Genomic DNA, 15,120 nt, shown 5'->3' on the forward strand with positions numbered 1-15,120 from the left:
TCGAGCCTCGAACTTAATTTTCCTTATCCTTCGGTAAAATATGTGGACTTGGTGTTTTATCTATAAATTAAAGCTCACCTTGCTCCTCATCACCACGAACAACAAGGACATCGCATTTCGCATAGCGAATAATATGTTCAGAGACGCTACCGATTAGGAAGCGTTCAACAGCATTTAAACCAGTCGCACCACACATAATTAAATCTACTTTATGGTTTGGAGCGATTTCTTTTGAAATTTTAGATTTAGGATTACCAAATTCTAATACAGTTTCAATTTTTTCAAGACCAGCTTCAAGCGCAGTTTTTTTGTAGTCTTCTAATAAGTCTTCTGCAAATAGATTTGCACGTTCAGCAATTGCACGGCTATAAGCCTCTACTGCTGAGTACGCTTTTACATCAACGATATGAGCGATTGTTAATGTTGCATTGTTGCGCTTTGCGACTTGAATTGCTTTTTTAAAGGCTTTTTCTGCTTCTTTAGAACCATCCACCGCGATTAAAATATTTGTATATGTATTATTCATAGTAAATTCCTCCCAATCTGTTTTATAACTGTTTACAACTTAATTATAAAACAAATTTTGGTAACGTGCTTGCCAGAAACGTTACAGAATTTTGAAAACTCTGTTTCAATTCATTTTAGTTGTAATTGGAGCGAGAACTTGTTACATATGAAGTATAGCAATTTAAAAGGGGGCAGTTTTGTGAGACATGCGCTCATTACAGCCGGTACGAAAGGTTTAGGAAAGCAAGTAACAGAAAAGTTATTGGCTAAAGGCTATTCAGTAACAGTAACGTACCATAGCGATATCACGGCTATGGAAACGATGAAAGAAACATATAAAGATGTGGAAGAGCGTCTACAATTCGTGCAAGCAGATGTCACGAAGAAGGAAGATTTACATAAAATAGTAGAAGAAGCGATGAGCCGTTTTGGCAAAATTGACTTTTTAATTAATAATGCTGGTCCATATGTATTTGAACGAAAAAAGTTAGTTGATTATGAAGAAGATGAATGGAATGAAATGATTCAGGGAAATTTAACAGCGGTATTTCATTTATTAAAACTTGTCGTTCCGGTCATGAGAAAACAGAACTTTGGCCGTATTATTAATTACGGATTTCAAGGGGCGGATAGTGCACCGGGATGGATTTATCGTTCAGCTTTTGCAGCGGCGAAAGTAGGACTTGTTTCATTAACGAAAACAGTTGCTTATGAAGAAGCGGAGTATGGTATTACTGCGAACATGGTATGTCCTGGTGATATTATTGGCGATATGAAAGAGGCGACTATTCAAGAAGCACGTCAGCTAAAAGAGCATAACACACCGATTGGTAGATCTGGAACAGGTGAAGATATTGCAAGAACCATTTCGTTTTTATGTGAGGACGATTCCGATATGATTACCGGTACAATTATTGAAGTGACTGGTGCAGTGGATGTTATTCATAGACATCGATAGAATAAAATAAGATGAAGTTTCAAATAATTGGACAGTTTATCCATTGTGCTGAGAGGTGCGGATAATACTGTCTTTTAATATAAAATTAAATCTATCGGAAAACTTGTATTATTTTTTGTCAAATATTGAGATATTATGTTAAAATATAAGAGCGTAGAAAGCGCTTTAAAAAATGATTCAGGGGTCATTTCATAACTCAAGGGGGAACTAATCATGCGTATCGGTATTCCAACAGAAATTAAAAACAATGAAAACCGTGTGGCAATGACGCCAGCGGGAGCAGTACATTTAGTACAAAATGGTCATGAAGTTTTTGTTCAAAAAGGAGCAGGTTTAGGATCTGGCTTTACGGATGAAGAATACGTACAAGCTGGTGCGAAACTTGTAGAAACTGCTGAAGAAGCATGGAATCAAGATATGGTTATGAAGGTAAAAGAGCCAGTAGCAAGTGAATACGGCTATTTCCGTGAAGGTTTAATTTTATTCACATACTTACACTTAGCTCCAGAACCAGAATTAACGAAAGCATTAATCGATAACAAAGTTGCATCAATTGCATACGAAACAGTACAATTAGACAATCGTTCTTTACCATTACTTGCACCTATGAGTGAAGTAGCTGGTCGTATGTCTGCACAAATCGGTGCACAATTCCTTGAGAAAAACAAAGGCGGTAAAGGTATTTTACTTGCAGGCGTTCCAGGGGTAAAACGCGGCAAAGTAACAATCATCGGCGGTGGTCAAGCTGGTACAAATGCAGCTAAGATTGCAGTAGGTTTAGGTGCAGATGTAACAATCATTGACTTAAGTGCAGAACGTCTTCGTCAATTAGATGATATTTTCGGTAACCAAGTAAAAACATTAATGTCTAATCCATACAACATTGCAGAAGCTGTTAAAGAATCTGACCTTGTTATTGGAGCAGTATTAATTCCAGGTGCAAAAGCGCCAAAACTTGTAACTGAAGAAATGATTCAATCAATGGAACCAGGATCTGTCGTTGTAGATATTGCGATTGACCAAGGTGGTATTTTCGAAACAACTGATCGTATTACAACTCATGACAACCCAACTTACGAAAAACATGGCGTTGTTCATTATGCAGTTGCTAATATGCCAGGTGCGGTTCCACGTACGTCAACTCTTGCATTAACAAACGTAACAGTACCATATGCAGTACAAATTGCTAACAAAGGCTATAAAGATGCTTGCCTAGGTAACTCTGCATTATTAAAAGGTATTAACACATTAGATGGATATGTAACATTCGAAGCAGTTGCAGAAGCTCACGGCTTACAATACGCTGATGCGAAAGAGCTACTTGAAAAAGCTCCTGCTTTATCATAATAGAAATACATTTGAGACCTTCCTTTTCATAAGGAGGGTCTTTTTTATATGGGGAAATAACATGTGAATAATTGTTATTTATTGGTGTAAATCGATTTTTATTATGATAATTTAGAATTATATAATAAAAGAGGGGATTCAATGGGGAGTAAAAAAAGGAAGCAAAAGCAAGCTAAAAGACAAAAGTACATAAAGAAAAAACAGGAACAGAACATACCTTTTTCACAAAAAGTAGTCATTATGATAGAAAAAACATTCCGGTATATTTGTATGGCCCTGTATGTAATTTTGTGTATGTATTCATTTGGAGTGTTTTACAGTTTTGGGATAACTCCCAATATTATTGAGAGCATTCTAGAATTTATACTTGTTGTAATAGAATTAGCCTTATTCGTTATACTCTTTGCTACAGTATGGCCTAGTCATGAAAGTAAAAAAGATAGAAAAAGAAGCAAAAAATCTTCATACGCTTCAAGCTCATCAAGTGGATTCGGTCACTACAGTAGCAGTGATTGTAGTAGCTCAAGTGATGGTGGAGATTAAGTTAATTTTTCAGAAGAACGACTAATGAAAGGATGAGACGAAAGATGGAAACTGTGAACTTAATAGAATTAACAAAGGACATTCAAGATCAACATAAAAACTTCGTCGTTTCAAATATAAACAGTCATTGTTTACGAATCGCTGTATTTACTGGTGAATATGATTGGCACTATCATTCTAATTCGGATGAATTATTTATTGTGCTAGAGGGAGAATTACTTATTGATTTTGAAGATGGAGAAACAGCGGTTTTAAAGCCAAATGATTCTATTTTAATTCCAGTATGTACGATTCATAGAACGAGAGCATTAAAGAGAACGGTAAATCTTTGTTTTGAACATATAGAGGCTGATACGATTAAAGTGGAGCAATTATGAAAAAATTATCTGTAGCCGATTATAGAAAAGTTCTTCCGGTTTTAGAAGGTAATACAAGAACGACGACGTTTGCTTATGCGGTATGTGATCAAATGATAGATGGTGAGGTTTTTATAAACGGGCAATTAACAGCAGGATTAATTATTACAGCTAACGGTATCTATTATTTATTTGGTGATACGGATGATCAAAATTATAACGAAGAGTTATTTTCATATTTAAAAACGGCTATTGAAAAAACAGAGAAGCGATTTACACTCTTCACTTCGAGTGAAGAGTGGGAAATGATGATAGAAGAGCGTTTTAGTAATGTACTTCGGAACATCCCGCGAATGAAATTTCAAAGCGTAACCTTTGAAGAGAGACAACGAGATTTTAACAAAAATACATATGAAGTGAAGCGTATTGATAGAAGAGATATAGAGCGAAGCAGTGAATTTAAAGAGGAGTACTACAAAGAATATTGGGGATCAAAAGAAACTTTTTTGAACAGTGGTTTTGGATTTTGTATAGAACAAGATGGGATAATTGTAGCTGAATGTGTCTCAATATTTAGCGGGAATGGTTTTGCTGAAATAGATATTGCAACACATGAAGCGCATCAAGGGAAAGGATTAGCTCAAGCTGTTGCAACACGGTTCATTGAACATTGCATGCAAAATGATATTATACCGAGCTGGGATTGTTATGTAGACAATATTCCTTCGCGAAAATTAGCTAGTAAATTAAGTTTTTATCATCCAATAGAATATAGTTTGTTTGTACGTAAGAAAACGGGGGAATAAAAATGAATGTAGAATTAACGAGATTTAAAGTTAAGCCTGGTAAGAGTCATCGAGTAGATGAATGGATGCAGCTTCTTAATGACAATTTGAAAGAAGTGCTTTTGACATTAAACGACGAAAAGATGTACGTTGAGACAATTTTCTGGGAAATAAGAGATGGAGAAGAGTACTTATATTGGTATTCTGTGCAAGGGGAAGGTGGTATTTTTGTCGAAAATTCGCATCATGAAATTGATAAAAAGCACTTAGCATTTTGGTATGAATGTATCGATGAAGAAGCACCGTCTATTGATATGAAAACAGAAGTTGTTATGATTCAAGATGTTGTGAAGGAAGCGATGAAATAATAGAATAGTATTTCAGAGAAGCGCATCAAAATGGATGTGCTTTTTATTATGGAAATTTTTTTAGAAAAGCTGTATACATTTTACGCTCTCAAACGTTGAGTATATAGAGAGGAGAGCCGAATGAGTCATGATACGTTTGAATCGTTATTAATAGAGAAATCAAAAGCTGTGTTTGGATACTTAATTAAGATTGGAGCAGATAGAAAAGAAGCAGAAGATATTGTGCAAGATACGTTGTATAAAGCTTTATTGCTTATGGAGGAAATACCGTTAGGACATTTAGCACCGTGGCTATTTAGAGTTGCAATCAACCAGCACCGAGATTTGCACCGGAAAGAAAAAAGACTAAATCCAATCGCAATTGAATCAGTCGTTCTTATTGGGCAAAAGTCATTAGATGAAGTGCTTTTAACAAGTGAGTTACAAGGAGAAGTACAAGAAATATTGGAGACGATGACGGAGGAATATCGTCATATTTTACTGTTGAAATATGAGTATGAACTATCTTATAAGGAAATTGCCATTTTATTAAGTATGAAAGAAGATACAGTAAAAACAAGCTTGTACCGTGCAAGAAATCAATTTAAAAAACTGTATAGGAGGAGAAATGATGAGTCGGAAGGACTTTGATTTGAATATGAATGATAAGCAGATGAAGACTTTGATGAAGAGAGCGAAGAGGAAGCAGTTTTGGAGAAACTGGCTTATTTCTATTTGTGCGTCCATTATGGTTATAGTAACTTTGTTTTTGGGTGCAACTTACTTTTCTCAGCAAACATTTAGAAAAATGGAAAGAGAAATGAATGCACTACATATGGTTCAAGGGCCTAATATCCGTTTCAGCGGAAGCATGTATTTAAGTCTTGGTATGACAGGAAGTACAGTAATATATAACTCTTATAAAAATATAGCTGGTCAACCAGTGAAATGGGTAAATGATATATACGAATCTGGTATATGGAGTTATAGTATGAAGCATTACAATGGTGAACTTGTTAGTCTAGATGAGGAAAAAAGGGGTGAAGAGGCTGTTACGATACCAGATTATAATGTGCAAACAATGCAGAGGGAAATGAGGTTTTATTTACCTTTCGTTACTTATAAAAATTATGTGGATGACCTGAAAAATATTGGAGATTTGCAAAATAAAGTTGCAGAAGTAGCCTTATCTTTTGATAAATCGTATACAGCTGAACAAATTATTGAGATGCTTCCGAAAAGTGTACAGCCAGTTTGGTTTTGGGTAGATACATATAATGAAAAGAAAAGTGATTCTTATGTAGGGTTAAAAGATCCTAAAAATGGCGCAGTATTAAATGCGGAAATGGCTAGAAATGTTTTTGGATTTGAAGGAAGTTATGCAAAAGTAAAAGAAGATGTGAAAAACGATTTAACAATAAACTCAAAAGAGTTTCTGTACCAAATGAAGTATTTAACAAAAAATAGTGAAGGTATACCAAGTGATTATTTTGAACAATATTATAAAGAAATAAAAAACACCAAACCAAAAGACCTACCAATATACGGTATAGTCGTAACAGGAAAAACAGAGGATTTACAAAGTTTACAAGGGTCACCGTATATTAAGGCTGCTGTAAGAGGTGTAACGGTTGAGAAATATTGATTACAAGTAATTAATGTGAATAATCAGAAAATTTATGTTATAATATGGGAAAAGGAGGTTTATATGAGGCAAATACATGGAGCAATTTATATTTACATAACAATGTTTTTCGTGGCGATATCCTATGGGTTGGGGCACGTGTATTCGCATCCTATACTAACTTTTTTAAGTGGAGCATGTATGGCGTTTGCGCTTCTTGTCCACCTTTTCTCAGTTTGGATCGTGAAATTTCAATTAAATATTAGTGAAATAGAAGAAGGCACTTTTTGAGTGGCCTTCTTTTTTAATAATATTTTGGAAGCTCTTGTAGCAATTTTTCAATTTCGAATTCGGTTTCTTCACATATAGAAAGTGTGCGTAGTGTGAAAAATAAGCTACGTAAGAAAGATTTTGTATTTCCATATAAAAACTCGTACGATTCAATAGGTAGTGCTTGTTTTTGGACCGGTAATTGAGCTACTAAGTCACGAAGGGCTAATATGAGTATTTCTTCTTTCAGGCCATTTTGCAGCATTGCGACAATCGGATAAACGAGACGCTCGTCTTCTTCGTATTTATAGTAAATAGAATGGACAAAAACTTTGTTTAACAAAGTTTTTAATATCTCTTCGTAATGTAAAGTTTCTAGTTTAGGACTATGAACAAGCGCCTCAAATGTATCGGAAGCATGTGCTATACTATGTGCCCAGCCGTGGTCTTGCACATATCCGCGGAAATCATGTTCATTGTTCATATATAGAATTAATTGATCTTTTACAGTTAAAATCTCATTCTGTGATAAGAAATTATGAGTTGTATCTGCATCTATAATGAGCGCAATTAATAAGGTCGTAAATGCACGAGTAAATACAGCATCTTCATCATCTGAATGAATCTTATACAATAAATATTTTTCACCGATGCTTTCTAATAATAGTTTCTGTAATTGTGTGTGTGAAAGGTAGCGATTTTTGATGAGATGATAAAAAGTAGAGTAGATGAGTTTGTCCCTTAAATAGCTATCAGTATCGCCAATATGTTCAAGCATATTGGAACTTAAAGAATCAATGTTAAGTGTGTTATCCAGTATGTAATTATTATTACGAATTTCTTCTAATTGTTGTTGTAACATATAAATCCTCCTGTTTTAGAAAATTCTGTATTTTAATAGTATAATAAAAGGAAGGAATAGGCAATGAAGTGAAACTTTAATTAGTGGGGGGGATTCCCCACCTAACTTCTTTGCTTTCACCGAATTTTGATGTGGGGATCTTACTGTCCATAAATGCGGGATAAATAAGTGCATTTGAATGGAGGGGGCATTATGAAGAGAGCATTATTCTTTTTCATTAGTATTTTCTTTTTAGGAAGCTGTTCCATTTCGTATGTTAATTTTTCTAGCGAGAGCAAAAGTTGGACTGGACAATATAAAGGGCATATTAAGGATGACAGTGAAGATGGAATGTTTACGTTTCAATATAAGGGTGGGGATGGAAAGACAGAATTTAAAAACTTAGAGATTGCTATTAATGGAGCCTTTAGTACAATGACACAAACGTCAGAAGTTCATAAAGGAGCAAGGGTTGAAATAAAATCTTCTTGTGTAAGTTGTGCTCCTCTATCTAAAGATGAACCGATAGAAGTTGTAATTAAATGGGATGATAAGTATGAGGAGAAGATGGTGTTAAATTTGAAATAGCCTAGAGTGAGGAGTTAAAAATGAATAGGCATGTGAAAATTGTTATGTTTTTAAGTGTATTTCTAGTCATATTATCAGCGTGTACTACAAAACAAGTAGAGCAAGTAACGGTAAAAGAAGTCCCTAAAGAAGGGTATATCATATTAAGAAATGACACGGTGTTTTTTGCCGATGATAAAACGTTTGAAACAAAAGTAGAGTTACAAAATTATATAGAACAACAAATGAATAAAGAGCATCCATCACATATAGTCTTGAGCTTTAAGGAAAAAAACGCATATAAACAGTTAAAAACAGGGGATAAAATAAAAGTATGGTTTTCTCAAATACTTGAAAGCTATCCAGCAAGAATGATTGTAGAGAAATTTGAAATAGTAGAGGAATAAAAAAAGGCAGCATTCACGCTGCCTTTTTATTATTTTACAAATTGTAATTCTTTCGGGAATTTCGTTAAAATTTCTGATCCGTCTTTTGTAATGTAAATATCATCTTCAATACGAACGCCACCTACGTTTGGTACGTAAATACCAGGTTCGATTGTGAAGACCATACCTTCTTTTAATGGAGACTCGTTACCAGCTTTTACATCTGGATATTCGTGTACGCTAATTCCAAGTCCATGACCAAGTCGGTGCGGGAAGAAGTCTCCGTAACCTGCATCTGCGATAACAGAACGAGCAGCGTTATCGATTGCGCCAAGTGTAACACCTGGTTTACATGCTTCAACTGCTTGTAGTTGTCCAGCAAGTACAGTGTTGTAAATGCGAGTTTGCTCTTCAGAAATCTCACCGAATGCTACTGTACGTGTAATATCAGAGCAATAACCTTCAATGATTACACCTAAATCAAATAGTACGAAATCACCGCGCTTCATTTTGTTTGCGCCAGGAATACCGTGTGGAAGAGCAGAGTTTGCACCCGCTAATACCATCGTATCAAATGACATCTTATGTATGCCTTTTGTTTTTAATTCGTGTTCAATAATTGCTAATACTTCTAGCTCGCTACGGTTTTCTTTAATTGCATTTACACCAACTTCAACAGCGTAGTCCGCCATTTTAGCTGCTTCGCGTAAAATAGAAAGTTCTTTTTCATCTTTAATTAAACGAAGTTCGCGAACTTTCTCCTCAGCTGATTTGAAAGCTGCATTTGGGAATAATTTCGTTAATTCTTCGTAGCGCTCTACGTTTAAATGTTCTTTTTCAATTGCAACTGCATTTGCATTGATGCCGCGGTCTTTAATTGCTTTTGCAATCATATCCCATGGTCTGTCAGTATCAGTAAATCCGATAATTTCATGTGCCCAGCCAGCGTTACGTGCTTGACCTTCTTCCATTTTAGGACAAATTAAAATAGGCTCTTTTTCTTGGAATACAAACATACCAAGTAATCTTTCATGCGGTTCACAGTGGAAGTTCGTCATGTAGAAGACGTTCGGTGTAGAAGTTAAGAACGCAGCTTCTACGTTTTTTTCTTTTAGCCATTGCATTAAATTTTCTAATCTAGCATTCATCGATTGGCACCCCCGAGATATTTAATTACAAATATAACTTTAACTCGGAAGAAAGCGTTATGACAAGTAAATAGATGTTAGAAAAGACAGGGAATTGAAAAATCATGTAGAATAAAAAGTGAGAATGTGAATAGGGGAGGAATGTAATAATGAAAGTATCTTATCATGGGCATTCAGTTGTGAAAATTGAGGCGAATGGAAAAGTTATTTTAATTGACCCGTTTTTAACAGGTAATCCGAAAACAGATTTAAAAGCTGAAGATGTAAAAGTGGATGCAATCCTTTTATCGCATGGACACGGTGATCATGTTGGAGATACAGTAGAACTTGCGAAGAAAAATAATGCAGTTGTTGTAGCGCCATTTGAACTAGCAACATTTTTAAGTTGGCAAGGTGTAAATACACATCCGATGCATATTGGTGGTTCACATGAATTTGACTTCGGAAAAGTGAAGTTTACACAAGCATTCCACGGCTCTAGTTATATTGATGAAGCAAATAAGACGATTACATATACAGGTATGCCAGCAGGTATTTTATTTACAGCAGAAGAGAAAACAGTGTACCACGCAGGAGATACTGCACTATTCTCTGATATGAAGTTAATTGGGGAATTAAATAAAGTTGATCTAGCATTTTTACCAATTGGTGATAATTTCACAATGGGACCAGAAGATGCTGTACTAGCGGCAAAATGGATTAATGCGAAAACTGTTGTACCGATGCATTACAATACGTTCCCAGTTATTGAACAAGATCCATATCAATTTGTAGAAAAGCTACAAAATTGTACAGGGAAAGTATTAGAAGCTGGAGAAAGTATTACACTATAGAAAAGAAACCCTTCATTTGAAAAGAAAAGTGAAGGGTTTTTACGTGTGTAGGACAGCTTTTAATGCTTGTATTTGTTTTGGTGATTCTTTTCTTTTTGTACGTGGTTGTTCAGGTGTTTCATTCAATTCCATTGCAACTTTTTTCCCATCTACGAAAGCTAAAAATACAGCACCTACAACCTCTAAAAATTTTTTCATCATGTGTACGCTCCTTTGTTTTATTTCTTGTCTTCATTGTATAGGGAATCAAGTGGGCGAACTATCGAATGAGATGACAATAGCATTACATTGTTGTAATAGAATGACTGGTGGAATGTAAAAGTCATTTTGTTATAAAAAAAATAGTACAGGTATGCAAAGAGAGAGTGTAACAGTTTTGAAAATATAGTATACTGAAAGTACAACACATGAAGAATTTAGGGAAAAGAAAGTATGGTGAAACCATTTGGCTACCAAGCATAACCAAATTTTAGAACATATTAATAGCCTGCCAGTAGGCCATAAAATTTCTGTAAGACAAATTGCGAAAGATTTGAGTGTAAGTGAAGGGACAGCTTACCGTGCAATTAAAGATGCAGAAAATAAAGGATATGTTAGTACAATTGAACGTGTCGGAACAATTCGAATTGAACAAAAGAAGAAAGAAAATATCGAAAAACTGACATATGCAGAAGTCGTTAACATTGTCGACGGTCAAGTACTTGGGGGCAGAGAAGGACTACATAAAACATTAAATAAATTCGTAATCGGAGCTATGAAATTAGAAGCGATGATGCGCTATACAGAAGCTGGGAATTTACTCATTATTGGTAACCGTACGAATGCACATCAATTAGCGCTAGAAACTGGAGCCGCTGTATTAATTACGGGCGGATTTGATACGGAAGATCATGTGAAGAAATTAGCAGACGAATTAAAGCTGCCGATTATTTCAAGTAGCTACGATACATTTACGGTTGCAACGTTAATTAACCGTGCAATTTATGACCAACTTATTAAGAAAGAAATTGTACTCGTTGAAGATATTTTAACGCCAATTGAAGAAACGTTATATTTGAAGCCAAATGATACTGTACAGCAATGGCATGCATATAACGAAGAGACAATGCACGGAAGATATCCAATTGTTGATGAAAATAAAAAGGTGCTAGGAATCGTAACTTCAAAAGATATGATCGGTGTAGCGAAAGAAACATCAATTGATAAAGTAATGACAAAACACCCAATTACAGTGAACGGTAAAATGTCTGTCGCAGCTGCGGCACGTATGATGGTGTGGGAAGGAATTGAATTACTTCCTGTCGTTGAGGAAGGAAATAAACTGCAAGGTATTATTAGCCGTCAAGATGTACTTCAGGCACTGCAAATGATTCAACGTCAGCCACAAGTTGGAGAAACAATTGATGATATTGTAACGAATCAATTTATGACGCCAAAAGAAGCGAAGAATGAGCATCTATATCAATTTTCGGTGACGCCGCAAATGACGAACTCAATCGGAACGTTATCGTACGGTGTATTTGCAACAATTGTGACAGAAGCGACAAATCGCGTTATTCGTGCGCAAAAGAAAAGCGATTTAATTGTTGAAAACTTAACAATTTATTTCGTAAAGCCGGTTCAAATTGATAATGTTGTATCCGTTCATCCGAAAGTATTAGAAATTGGGCGTAAATTTGGTAAGGTTGATGTAGAGGTGCATCATGAAGGTAATGTCGTTGGAAAAGCATTACTTATGGTTCAGTTAATTGATAAATAAAAAGATGGAACAAATCGTTTTGATTTGTTCCATCTTTTTTGTTGTTTTAAATTTGAAAGGCATGATTTTAGATGAGAGTTTTAGTGAAATATGTATGGGGTGGAGTGGAAAAGTAACGCAAGAAAAGACAGAATAGTAATTCAATTCGGTTGTATATTGTGTTATGATTATATTGTAAGAAAATGGATTTATGAAAGGTGGTATACATTATGTCGTCAGCCGTACTCTTTTTTGGTAGTATCGCACTATTTTATTTTCTTGTAATGATACCGATCCAATATTTATATTTACAAGGTTTACATGAAAAAAAGGAAAAGACAGGATTATCTCAGCGAGAGCTATATGAAAAAATGTCTTTTGGAGAAGAACAATTACATTTTCACGTACAAGGTAACCCATTTAATATACCATCTGCGTTTGTCGCATATATGATTTTAAAAGTTAGAGGACGTAAAAAAGCATCACAATTTTGATGCTTTTTTACGTTGTTTCATAGACTTCTGCTTCTTTAACTGCTAATGGTAAGAAATGTTTGTATTGGCGAAATCCATTAAATACACTTGCACTACCAAATAGAACGAATAAGATACCAACGATAATACGAGCGGTTGAAAGTTCTAAAAAGAATTGGTTTATCCCGAAAAATAAAACGAATGAACCGAGTGCCATTGCGGATTTTCCTGAGAGCCAACCTTTTTCCATTGGGCGGTTTGTACGAAAGTATTTTGTTTTGTAAAAGAGGTACAACATAAATGAGACGATAATACAGAAGACTAATACTGGCATAATGAACACTCCCATCGTTTTATGAAAAAAATAGTGGAGAAAAAAGAAATATCTAAACTTTCTAACTTTTATTATAAAGCAATTGTTCGCATGTATGAAATACTTTCCGTTATAATGAGAGATAAAGTGAAGAAGTTGATTAAAAAGGAGATTATACATATGCATGAGCAAATTTTAGGAGCAATTAAAGAGTTTGATACAATTATTATTCATCGCCACGTACGTCCGGATCCAGATGCATTAGGTTCACAGGGTGGCCTTGGTACAATTCTAAAAGAATCGTTTCCAGAGAAAAATATTTATACGGTTGGGTACAATGAACCGTCGTTAGCATACTTACGAGTAATGGATGATATTGAAGATAGTGTATACGAAAATGCGCTTGTTATTGTTTGTGATACTGCGAATCAAGAACGTGTTGACGATCAACGCTATACAAAAGGGAAGATGTTAATTAAAATTGATCATCATCCAAATGAAGATCCATATGGAGATATTACGTGGGTAGATACGACAGCGAGTTCGACAAGTGAAATGATTTATGAGTTTTATAACTATGGAAAAGATAAAGGATTAAAAATAACAAAAGAAGCAGCCCGCCTTATTTTAGCAGGAATTGTTGGAGATACAGGTCGTTTCTTATTCCCAAATACGACAGCAAAAACACTTCGTTACGTAAGTGAGCTTGTTGACATGGGTGTGAAATTCACAGATTTATACAATGAAATGTATAAGACAAAAGAAAAAATTGCTCGTTTAAACGGTTATATTTTACAAAACTTTACGATGGTAGAAGAAGGAGCAGCTTACATTAAATTAACGAAAGAAGTATTAGAAGAATTTGATGTACTTCCTTCTGAAGCATCTGGTGTTGTTGGAGCGCTTGGCAATATTGATGGATTAAAGGCGTGGGTTCTATTTTTAGAGGAAGACGACGTAATTCGTGTGCGTCTTCGTTCAAAAGGACCAGTTATAAACAAATTGGCAATGCAATATAACGGCGGAGGACATCCGATGGCTTCTGGTGCAAAGGCATCTTCTTGGGAAGAAGCGGATCGTCTTTTTGCTGATTTACGTGAGATTTGTAAATAAGGGACTATATGTTAGAACGAAAAGAAGGAGCGGCGCTAAAGCCCTCCTTCTTTATTTTTCCTTTTCTATAGTAATGCTAATTTCAAGCACTGTATCAAAAGATATTGTATCGACTTTAAAACGGTATAGTCGATCGTAATGTTTGTACGTTTTGTTTTCGATTACCTTTTTGAGTAGGTCTTTATTTTTTGCGATACTTTGAATGTTTTTCGTTAAAAGATGCTGGAGATCATTATGGATAGATGTAGTCATATTTTCGAGTGTAAGATTGTCTAAATCGTATTTTTCTCGATTGATAAGTTTTATTTTAATCTCTTGAATGGTTAAGAGCCGTTTATTTTCAGTGTTCAATTTTTCTTGATCTTCGAGAAGGACGTGGAGTTTTGCTTCTTGTTTTTCTATAATTTCTCTTTGTTCTGCTATTTTACTAGCTTGTTCTTCTTGAAAAACACCGTATATGTACAAAAAAATAAACCAGCTCAACACGCCTCCAACAGCAGCACCAGCTAATACTAAGTACCATCTTTTTGCTGTATTGGCACTTGGTACTCTCATACATGTTCCTGCGTTAGCCATTTAATAATAATGAGACCTGTTTGCATACCACCAGTTGCGAAAAAAATAAGGAGAATTTGTTTTACGATATCTTTCATATCTCCGCCAAAGAAACTTCTTTCAAAGCTATAAAAGGTATCGAATGTTCCACCGATTGCTGCAACGAGTGCCCAAATTCTTAAATTTTGGGCGAATTGATTAATGTAAGTTAGAGCTGGTTTTCCGATAAGAAACGCACCAAATCCACCAATTAATGAACCGCCAAGTATAACCCCAAAGGCAATAAAATAACTAATAATAAGCAGAGAGAAAAAAGTATGTTCTCTTACATCCATCGTCATTCCCCTTTCTTCTTCATATATATGGACAAAGTATAAGAAGTATGTTTTGATTTCCGCTTTCCTCATCACCTATAA

22 protein-coding genes are annotated in these 15,120 nt (G+C 35.0%); 15 read left to right on the plus strand and 7 right to left on the minus strand.

All coding sequences use genetic code 11. From position 1 onward, the window contains the following. Positions 1–67: 67 nt before the first annotated feature. The gene (locus ACTJJY_RS12705) at positions 68–526 is read right to left on the minus strand and encodes a universal stress protein (protein ID WP_001066673.1); all 459 of its coding nucleotides are present in this window, start codon (positions 524–526) and stop codon (positions 68–70) included. Between the two features lie 147 nt (positions 527–673). Between ACTJJY_RS12705 and ACTJJY_RS12710 the strand changes: the two genes are divergently transcribed. From ACTJJY_RS12710 to ACTJJY_RS12750, 9 genes are all read left to right on the plus strand, one after another. Continuing rightward, positions 674–1,465: an SDR family oxidoreductase gene (locus ACTJJY_RS12710; protein WP_002024902.1), complete on the plus strand. Its 792-nt coding sequence runs from the start codon at positions 674–676 to the stop codon at positions 1,463–1,465. Between the two features lie 213 nt (positions 1,466–1,678). Continuing rightward, positions 1,679–2,812 carry an alanine dehydrogenase gene (gene ald, locus ACTJJY_RS12715; RefSeq protein WP_001219401.1) on the plus strand — a complete coding sequence of 378 codons (1,134 nt, stop codon included), beginning with the start codon at positions 1,679–1,681 and terminating at the stop codon, positions 2,810–2,812. Between the two features lie 141 nt (positions 2,813–2,953). After that, the gene (locus tag ACTJJY_RS12720) at positions 2,954–3,355 is read left to right on the plus strand and encodes a hypothetical protein (protein WP_017763649.1); all 402 of its coding nucleotides are present in this window, start codon (positions 2,954–2,956) and stop codon (positions 3,353–3,355) included. Between the two features lie 44 nt (positions 3,356–3,399). Next, the gene (locus ACTJJY_RS12725) at positions 3,400–3,732 is read left to right on the plus strand and encodes a cupin domain-containing protein (RefSeq protein WP_440605653.1); all 333 of its coding nucleotides are present in this window, start codon (positions 3,400–3,402) and stop codon (positions 3,730–3,732) included. Then, a complete protein-coding gene (locus ACTJJY_RS12730; RefSeq protein WP_423115089.1) occupies positions 3,729–4,517 on the plus strand; it encodes a GNAT family N-acetyltransferase in 789 nt (262 codons plus the stop codon). Before ACTJJY_RS12725 ends, ACTJJY_RS12730 begins: the two co-directional genes overlap by 4 nt. 2 nt (positions 4,518–4,519) lie before the next feature. Further along, the gene (locus tag ACTJJY_RS12735; protein WP_440605654.1) at positions 4,520–4,864 is read left to right on the plus strand and encodes a DUF6176 family protein; all 345 of its coding nucleotides are present in this window, start codon (positions 4,520–4,522) and stop codon (positions 4,862–4,864) included. A 120-nt stretch (positions 4,865–4,984) separates the two neighbouring features. Further along, a complete protein-coding gene (locus tag ACTJJY_RS12740; protein WP_089171831.1) occupies positions 4,985–5,494 on the plus strand; it encodes an RNA polymerase sigma factor in 510 nt (169 codons plus the stop codon). Continuing rightward, a complete protein-coding gene (locus ACTJJY_RS12745) occupies positions 5,475–6,488 on the plus strand; it encodes an anti sigma factor C-terminal domain-containing protein (protein WP_071731420.1) in 1,014 nt (337 codons plus the stop codon). Before ACTJJY_RS12740 ends, ACTJJY_RS12745 begins: the two co-directional genes overlap by 20 nt. Positions 6,489–6,551: 63 nt before the next feature. Beyond that, positions 6,552–6,758 (plus strand): hypothetical protein, encoded by a 207-nt coding sequence (locus ACTJJY_RS12750; protein WP_001248905.1) that lies wholly within the window; start codon positions 6,552–6,554, stop codon positions 6,756–6,758. A 13-nt stretch (positions 6,759–6,771) separates the two neighbouring features. On the opposite strand, the gene ACTJJY_RS12755 is transcribed toward ACTJJY_RS12750, so the two are convergent. Then, positions 6,772–7,599: a DUF2785 domain-containing protein gene (locus ACTJJY_RS12755; protein ID WP_440605655.1), complete on the minus strand. Its 828-nt coding sequence runs from the start codon at positions 7,597–7,599 to the stop codon at positions 6,772–6,774. 192 nt (positions 7,600–7,791) lie between these two features. Here ACTJJY_RS12755 and ACTJJY_RS12760 point away from each other — a divergent pair, with 192 nt between their 5' ends. Together ACTJJY_RS12760 and ACTJJY_RS12765 are read left to right on the plus strand one after the other, a co-directional pair. After that, the gene (locus ACTJJY_RS12760; protein WP_000816700.1) at positions 7,792–8,166 is read left to right on the plus strand and encodes a hypothetical protein; all 375 of its coding nucleotides are present in this window, start codon (positions 7,792–7,794) and stop codon (positions 8,164–8,166) included. A 20-nt stretch (positions 8,167–8,186) separates the two neighbouring features. After that, positions 8,187–8,552: a DUF3221 domain-containing protein gene (locus tag ACTJJY_RS12765; protein ID WP_440605656.1), complete on the plus strand. Its 366-nt coding sequence runs from the start codon at positions 8,187–8,189 to the stop codon at positions 8,550–8,552. A gap of 29 nt (positions 8,553–8,581) precedes the next feature. Here ACTJJY_RS12765 and pepQ read toward each other — a convergent pair whose 3' ends face one another. Beyond that, positions 8,582–9,679, minus strand: coding sequence for a Xaa-Pro dipeptidase (gene pepQ / locus ACTJJY_RS12770; protein ID WP_000994037.1), 1,098 nt, complete (start codon positions 9,677–9,679; stop codon positions 8,582–8,584). Between the two features lie 149 nt (positions 9,680–9,828). Between pepQ and ACTJJY_RS12775 the strand changes: the two genes are divergently transcribed. Then, positions 9,829–10,512 carry a metal-dependent hydrolase gene (locus tag ACTJJY_RS12775; RefSeq protein WP_000868922.1) on the plus strand — a complete coding sequence of 228 codons (684 nt, stop codon included), beginning with the start codon at positions 9,829–9,831 and terminating at the stop codon, positions 10,510–10,512. A gap of 39 nt (positions 10,513–10,551) precedes the next feature. On the opposite strand, the gene ACTJJY_RS12780 is transcribed toward ACTJJY_RS12775, so the two are convergent. Further along, on the minus strand, positions 10,552–10,713 hold the full coding sequence (locus ACTJJY_RS12780) for a hypothetical protein (protein WP_000976017.1): 162 nt from the start codon (positions 10,711–10,713) through the stop codon (positions 10,552–10,554). Between the two features lie 244 nt (positions 10,714–10,957). Between ACTJJY_RS12780 and ACTJJY_RS12785 the strand changes: the two genes are divergently transcribed. Further along, entirely contained in the window at positions 10,958–12,271 is a 1,314-nt protein-coding gene (locus ACTJJY_RS12785) for a DRTGG domain-containing protein (protein WP_069356286.1), read from the plus strand. Positions 12,272–12,480: 209 nt separating this feature from the next. After that, the gene (locus tag ACTJJY_RS12790; RefSeq protein WP_000093046.1) at positions 12,481–12,744 is read left to right on the plus strand and encodes a DUF3949 domain-containing protein; all 264 of its coding nucleotides are present in this window, start codon (positions 12,481–12,483) and stop codon (positions 12,742–12,744) included. Positions 12,745–12,751: 7 nt separating this feature from the next. Here the strand turns inward: ACTJJY_RS12790 and ACTJJY_RS12795 are convergent, their stop codons facing one another. Beyond that, positions 12,752–13,057 (minus strand): YtpI family protein, encoded by a 306-nt coding sequence (locus ACTJJY_RS12795; RefSeq protein ID WP_001144766.1) that lies wholly within the window; start codon positions 13,055–13,057, stop codon positions 12,752–12,754. A 159-nt stretch (positions 13,058–13,216) separates the two neighbouring features. Between ACTJJY_RS12795 and ACTJJY_RS12800 the strand changes: the two genes are divergently transcribed. Next, entirely contained in the window at positions 13,217–14,149 is a 933-nt protein-coding gene (locus ACTJJY_RS12800) for a DHH family phosphoesterase (protein WP_000545129.1), read from the plus strand. 51 nt (positions 14,150–14,200) lie between these two features. Here ACTJJY_RS12800 and ytrI read toward each other — a convergent pair whose 3' ends face one another. Then, on the minus strand, positions 14,201–14,704 hold the full coding sequence (gene ytrI / locus ACTJJY_RS12805) for a sporulation membrane protein YtrI (protein ID WP_001265736.1): 504 nt from the start codon (positions 14,702–14,704) through the stop codon (positions 14,201–14,203). After that, on the minus strand, positions 14,701–15,114 hold the full coding sequence (locus ACTJJY_RS12810; protein WP_002005839.1) for a YtrH family sporulation protein: 414 nt from the start codon (positions 15,112–15,114) through the stop codon (positions 14,701–14,703). The genes ytrI and ACTJJY_RS12810 overlap by 4 nt, the downstream gene beginning before the upstream one ends. Positions 15,115–15,120 lie beyond the last annotated feature (6 nt).

Origin of the sequence: Bacillus sp. 22475, assembly GCF_052044835.1 — a bacterium.
Lineage (GTDB): Bacteria > Bacillota > Bacilli > Bacillales > Bacillaceae_G > Bacillus_A > Bacillus_A cereus.

Coding starts and splice junctions, on each gene's coding strand:
- ACTJJY_RS12725 (WP_440605653.1), top strand. CDS start 3,400: ATGGAAACTGTGAACTTAATAGAATTAACAAAGGACATTCAAGATCAA.
- ACTJJY_RS12705 (WP_001066673.1), bottom strand. CDS start 526: ATGAATAATACATATACAAATATTTTAATCGCGGTGGATGGTTCTAAA.
- ACTJJY_RS12775 (WP_000868922.1), top strand. CDS start 9,829: ATGAAAGTATCTTATCATGGGCATTCAGTTGTGAAAATTGAGGCGAAT.
- ACTJJY_RS12720 (WP_017763649.1), top strand. CDS start 2,954: ATGGGGAGTAAAAAAAGGAAGCAAAAGCAAGCTAAAAGACAAAAGTAC.
- ACTJJY_RS12735 (WP_440605654.1), top strand. CDS start 4,520: ATGAATGTAGAATTAACGAGATTTAAAGTTAAGCCTGGTAAGAGTCAT.
- ACTJJY_RS12730 (WP_423115089.1), top strand. CDS start 3,729: ATGAAAAAATTATCTGTAGCCGATTATAGAAAAGTTCTTCCGGTTTTA.
- ACTJJY_RS12750 (WP_001248905.1), top strand. CDS start 6,552: ATGAGGCAAATACATGGAGCAATTTATATTTACATAACAATGTTTTTC.
- ACTJJY_RS12795 (WP_001144766.1), bottom strand. CDS start 13,057: ATGCCAGTATTAGTCTTCTGTATTATCGTCTCATTTATGTTGTACCTC.
- ACTJJY_RS12740 (WP_089171831.1), top strand. CDS start 4,985: ATGAGTCATGATACGTTTGAATCGTTATTAATAGAGAAATCAAAAGCT.
- ACTJJY_RS12710 (WP_002024902.1), top strand. CDS start 674: ATGAAGTATAGCAATTTAAAAGGGGGCAGTTTTGTGAGACATGCGCTC.
- ACTJJY_RS12780 (WP_000976017.1), bottom strand. CDS start 10,713: ATGATGAAAAAATTTTTAGAGGTTGTAGGTGCTGTATTTTTAGCTTTC.
- ytrI (WP_001265736.1), bottom strand. CDS start 14,704: ATGAGAGTACCAAGTGCCAATACAGCAAAAAGATGGTACTTAGTATTA.
- ACTJJY_RS12755 (WP_440605655.1), bottom strand. CDS start 7,599: ATGTTACAACAACAATTAGAAGAAATTCGTAATAATAATTACATACTG.
- ACTJJY_RS12760 (WP_000816700.1), top strand. CDS start 7,792: ATGAAGAGAGCATTATTCTTTTTCATTAGTATTTTCTTTTTAGGAAGC.
- ACTJJY_RS12745 (WP_071731420.1), top strand. CDS start 5,475: ATGAGTCGGAAGGACTTTGATTTGAATATGAATGATAAGCAGATGAAG.
- ACTJJY_RS12765 (WP_440605656.1), top strand. CDS start 8,187: ATGAATAGGCATGTGAAAATTGTTATGTTTTTAAGTGTATTTCTAGTC.
- ACTJJY_RS12790 (WP_000093046.1), top strand. CDS start 12,481: ATGTCGTCAGCCGTACTCTTTTTTGGTAGTATCGCACTATTTTATTTT.
- ald (WP_001219401.1), top strand. CDS start 1,679: ATGCGTATCGGTATTCCAACAGAAATTAAAAACAATGAAAACCGTGTG.
- pepQ (WP_000994037.1), bottom strand. CDS start 9,679: ATGAATGCTAGATTAGAAAATTTAATGCAATGGCTAAAAGAAAAAAAC.
- ACTJJY_RS12800 (WP_000545129.1), top strand. CDS start 13,217: ATGCATGAGCAAATTTTAGGAGCAATTAAAGAGTTTGATACAATTATT.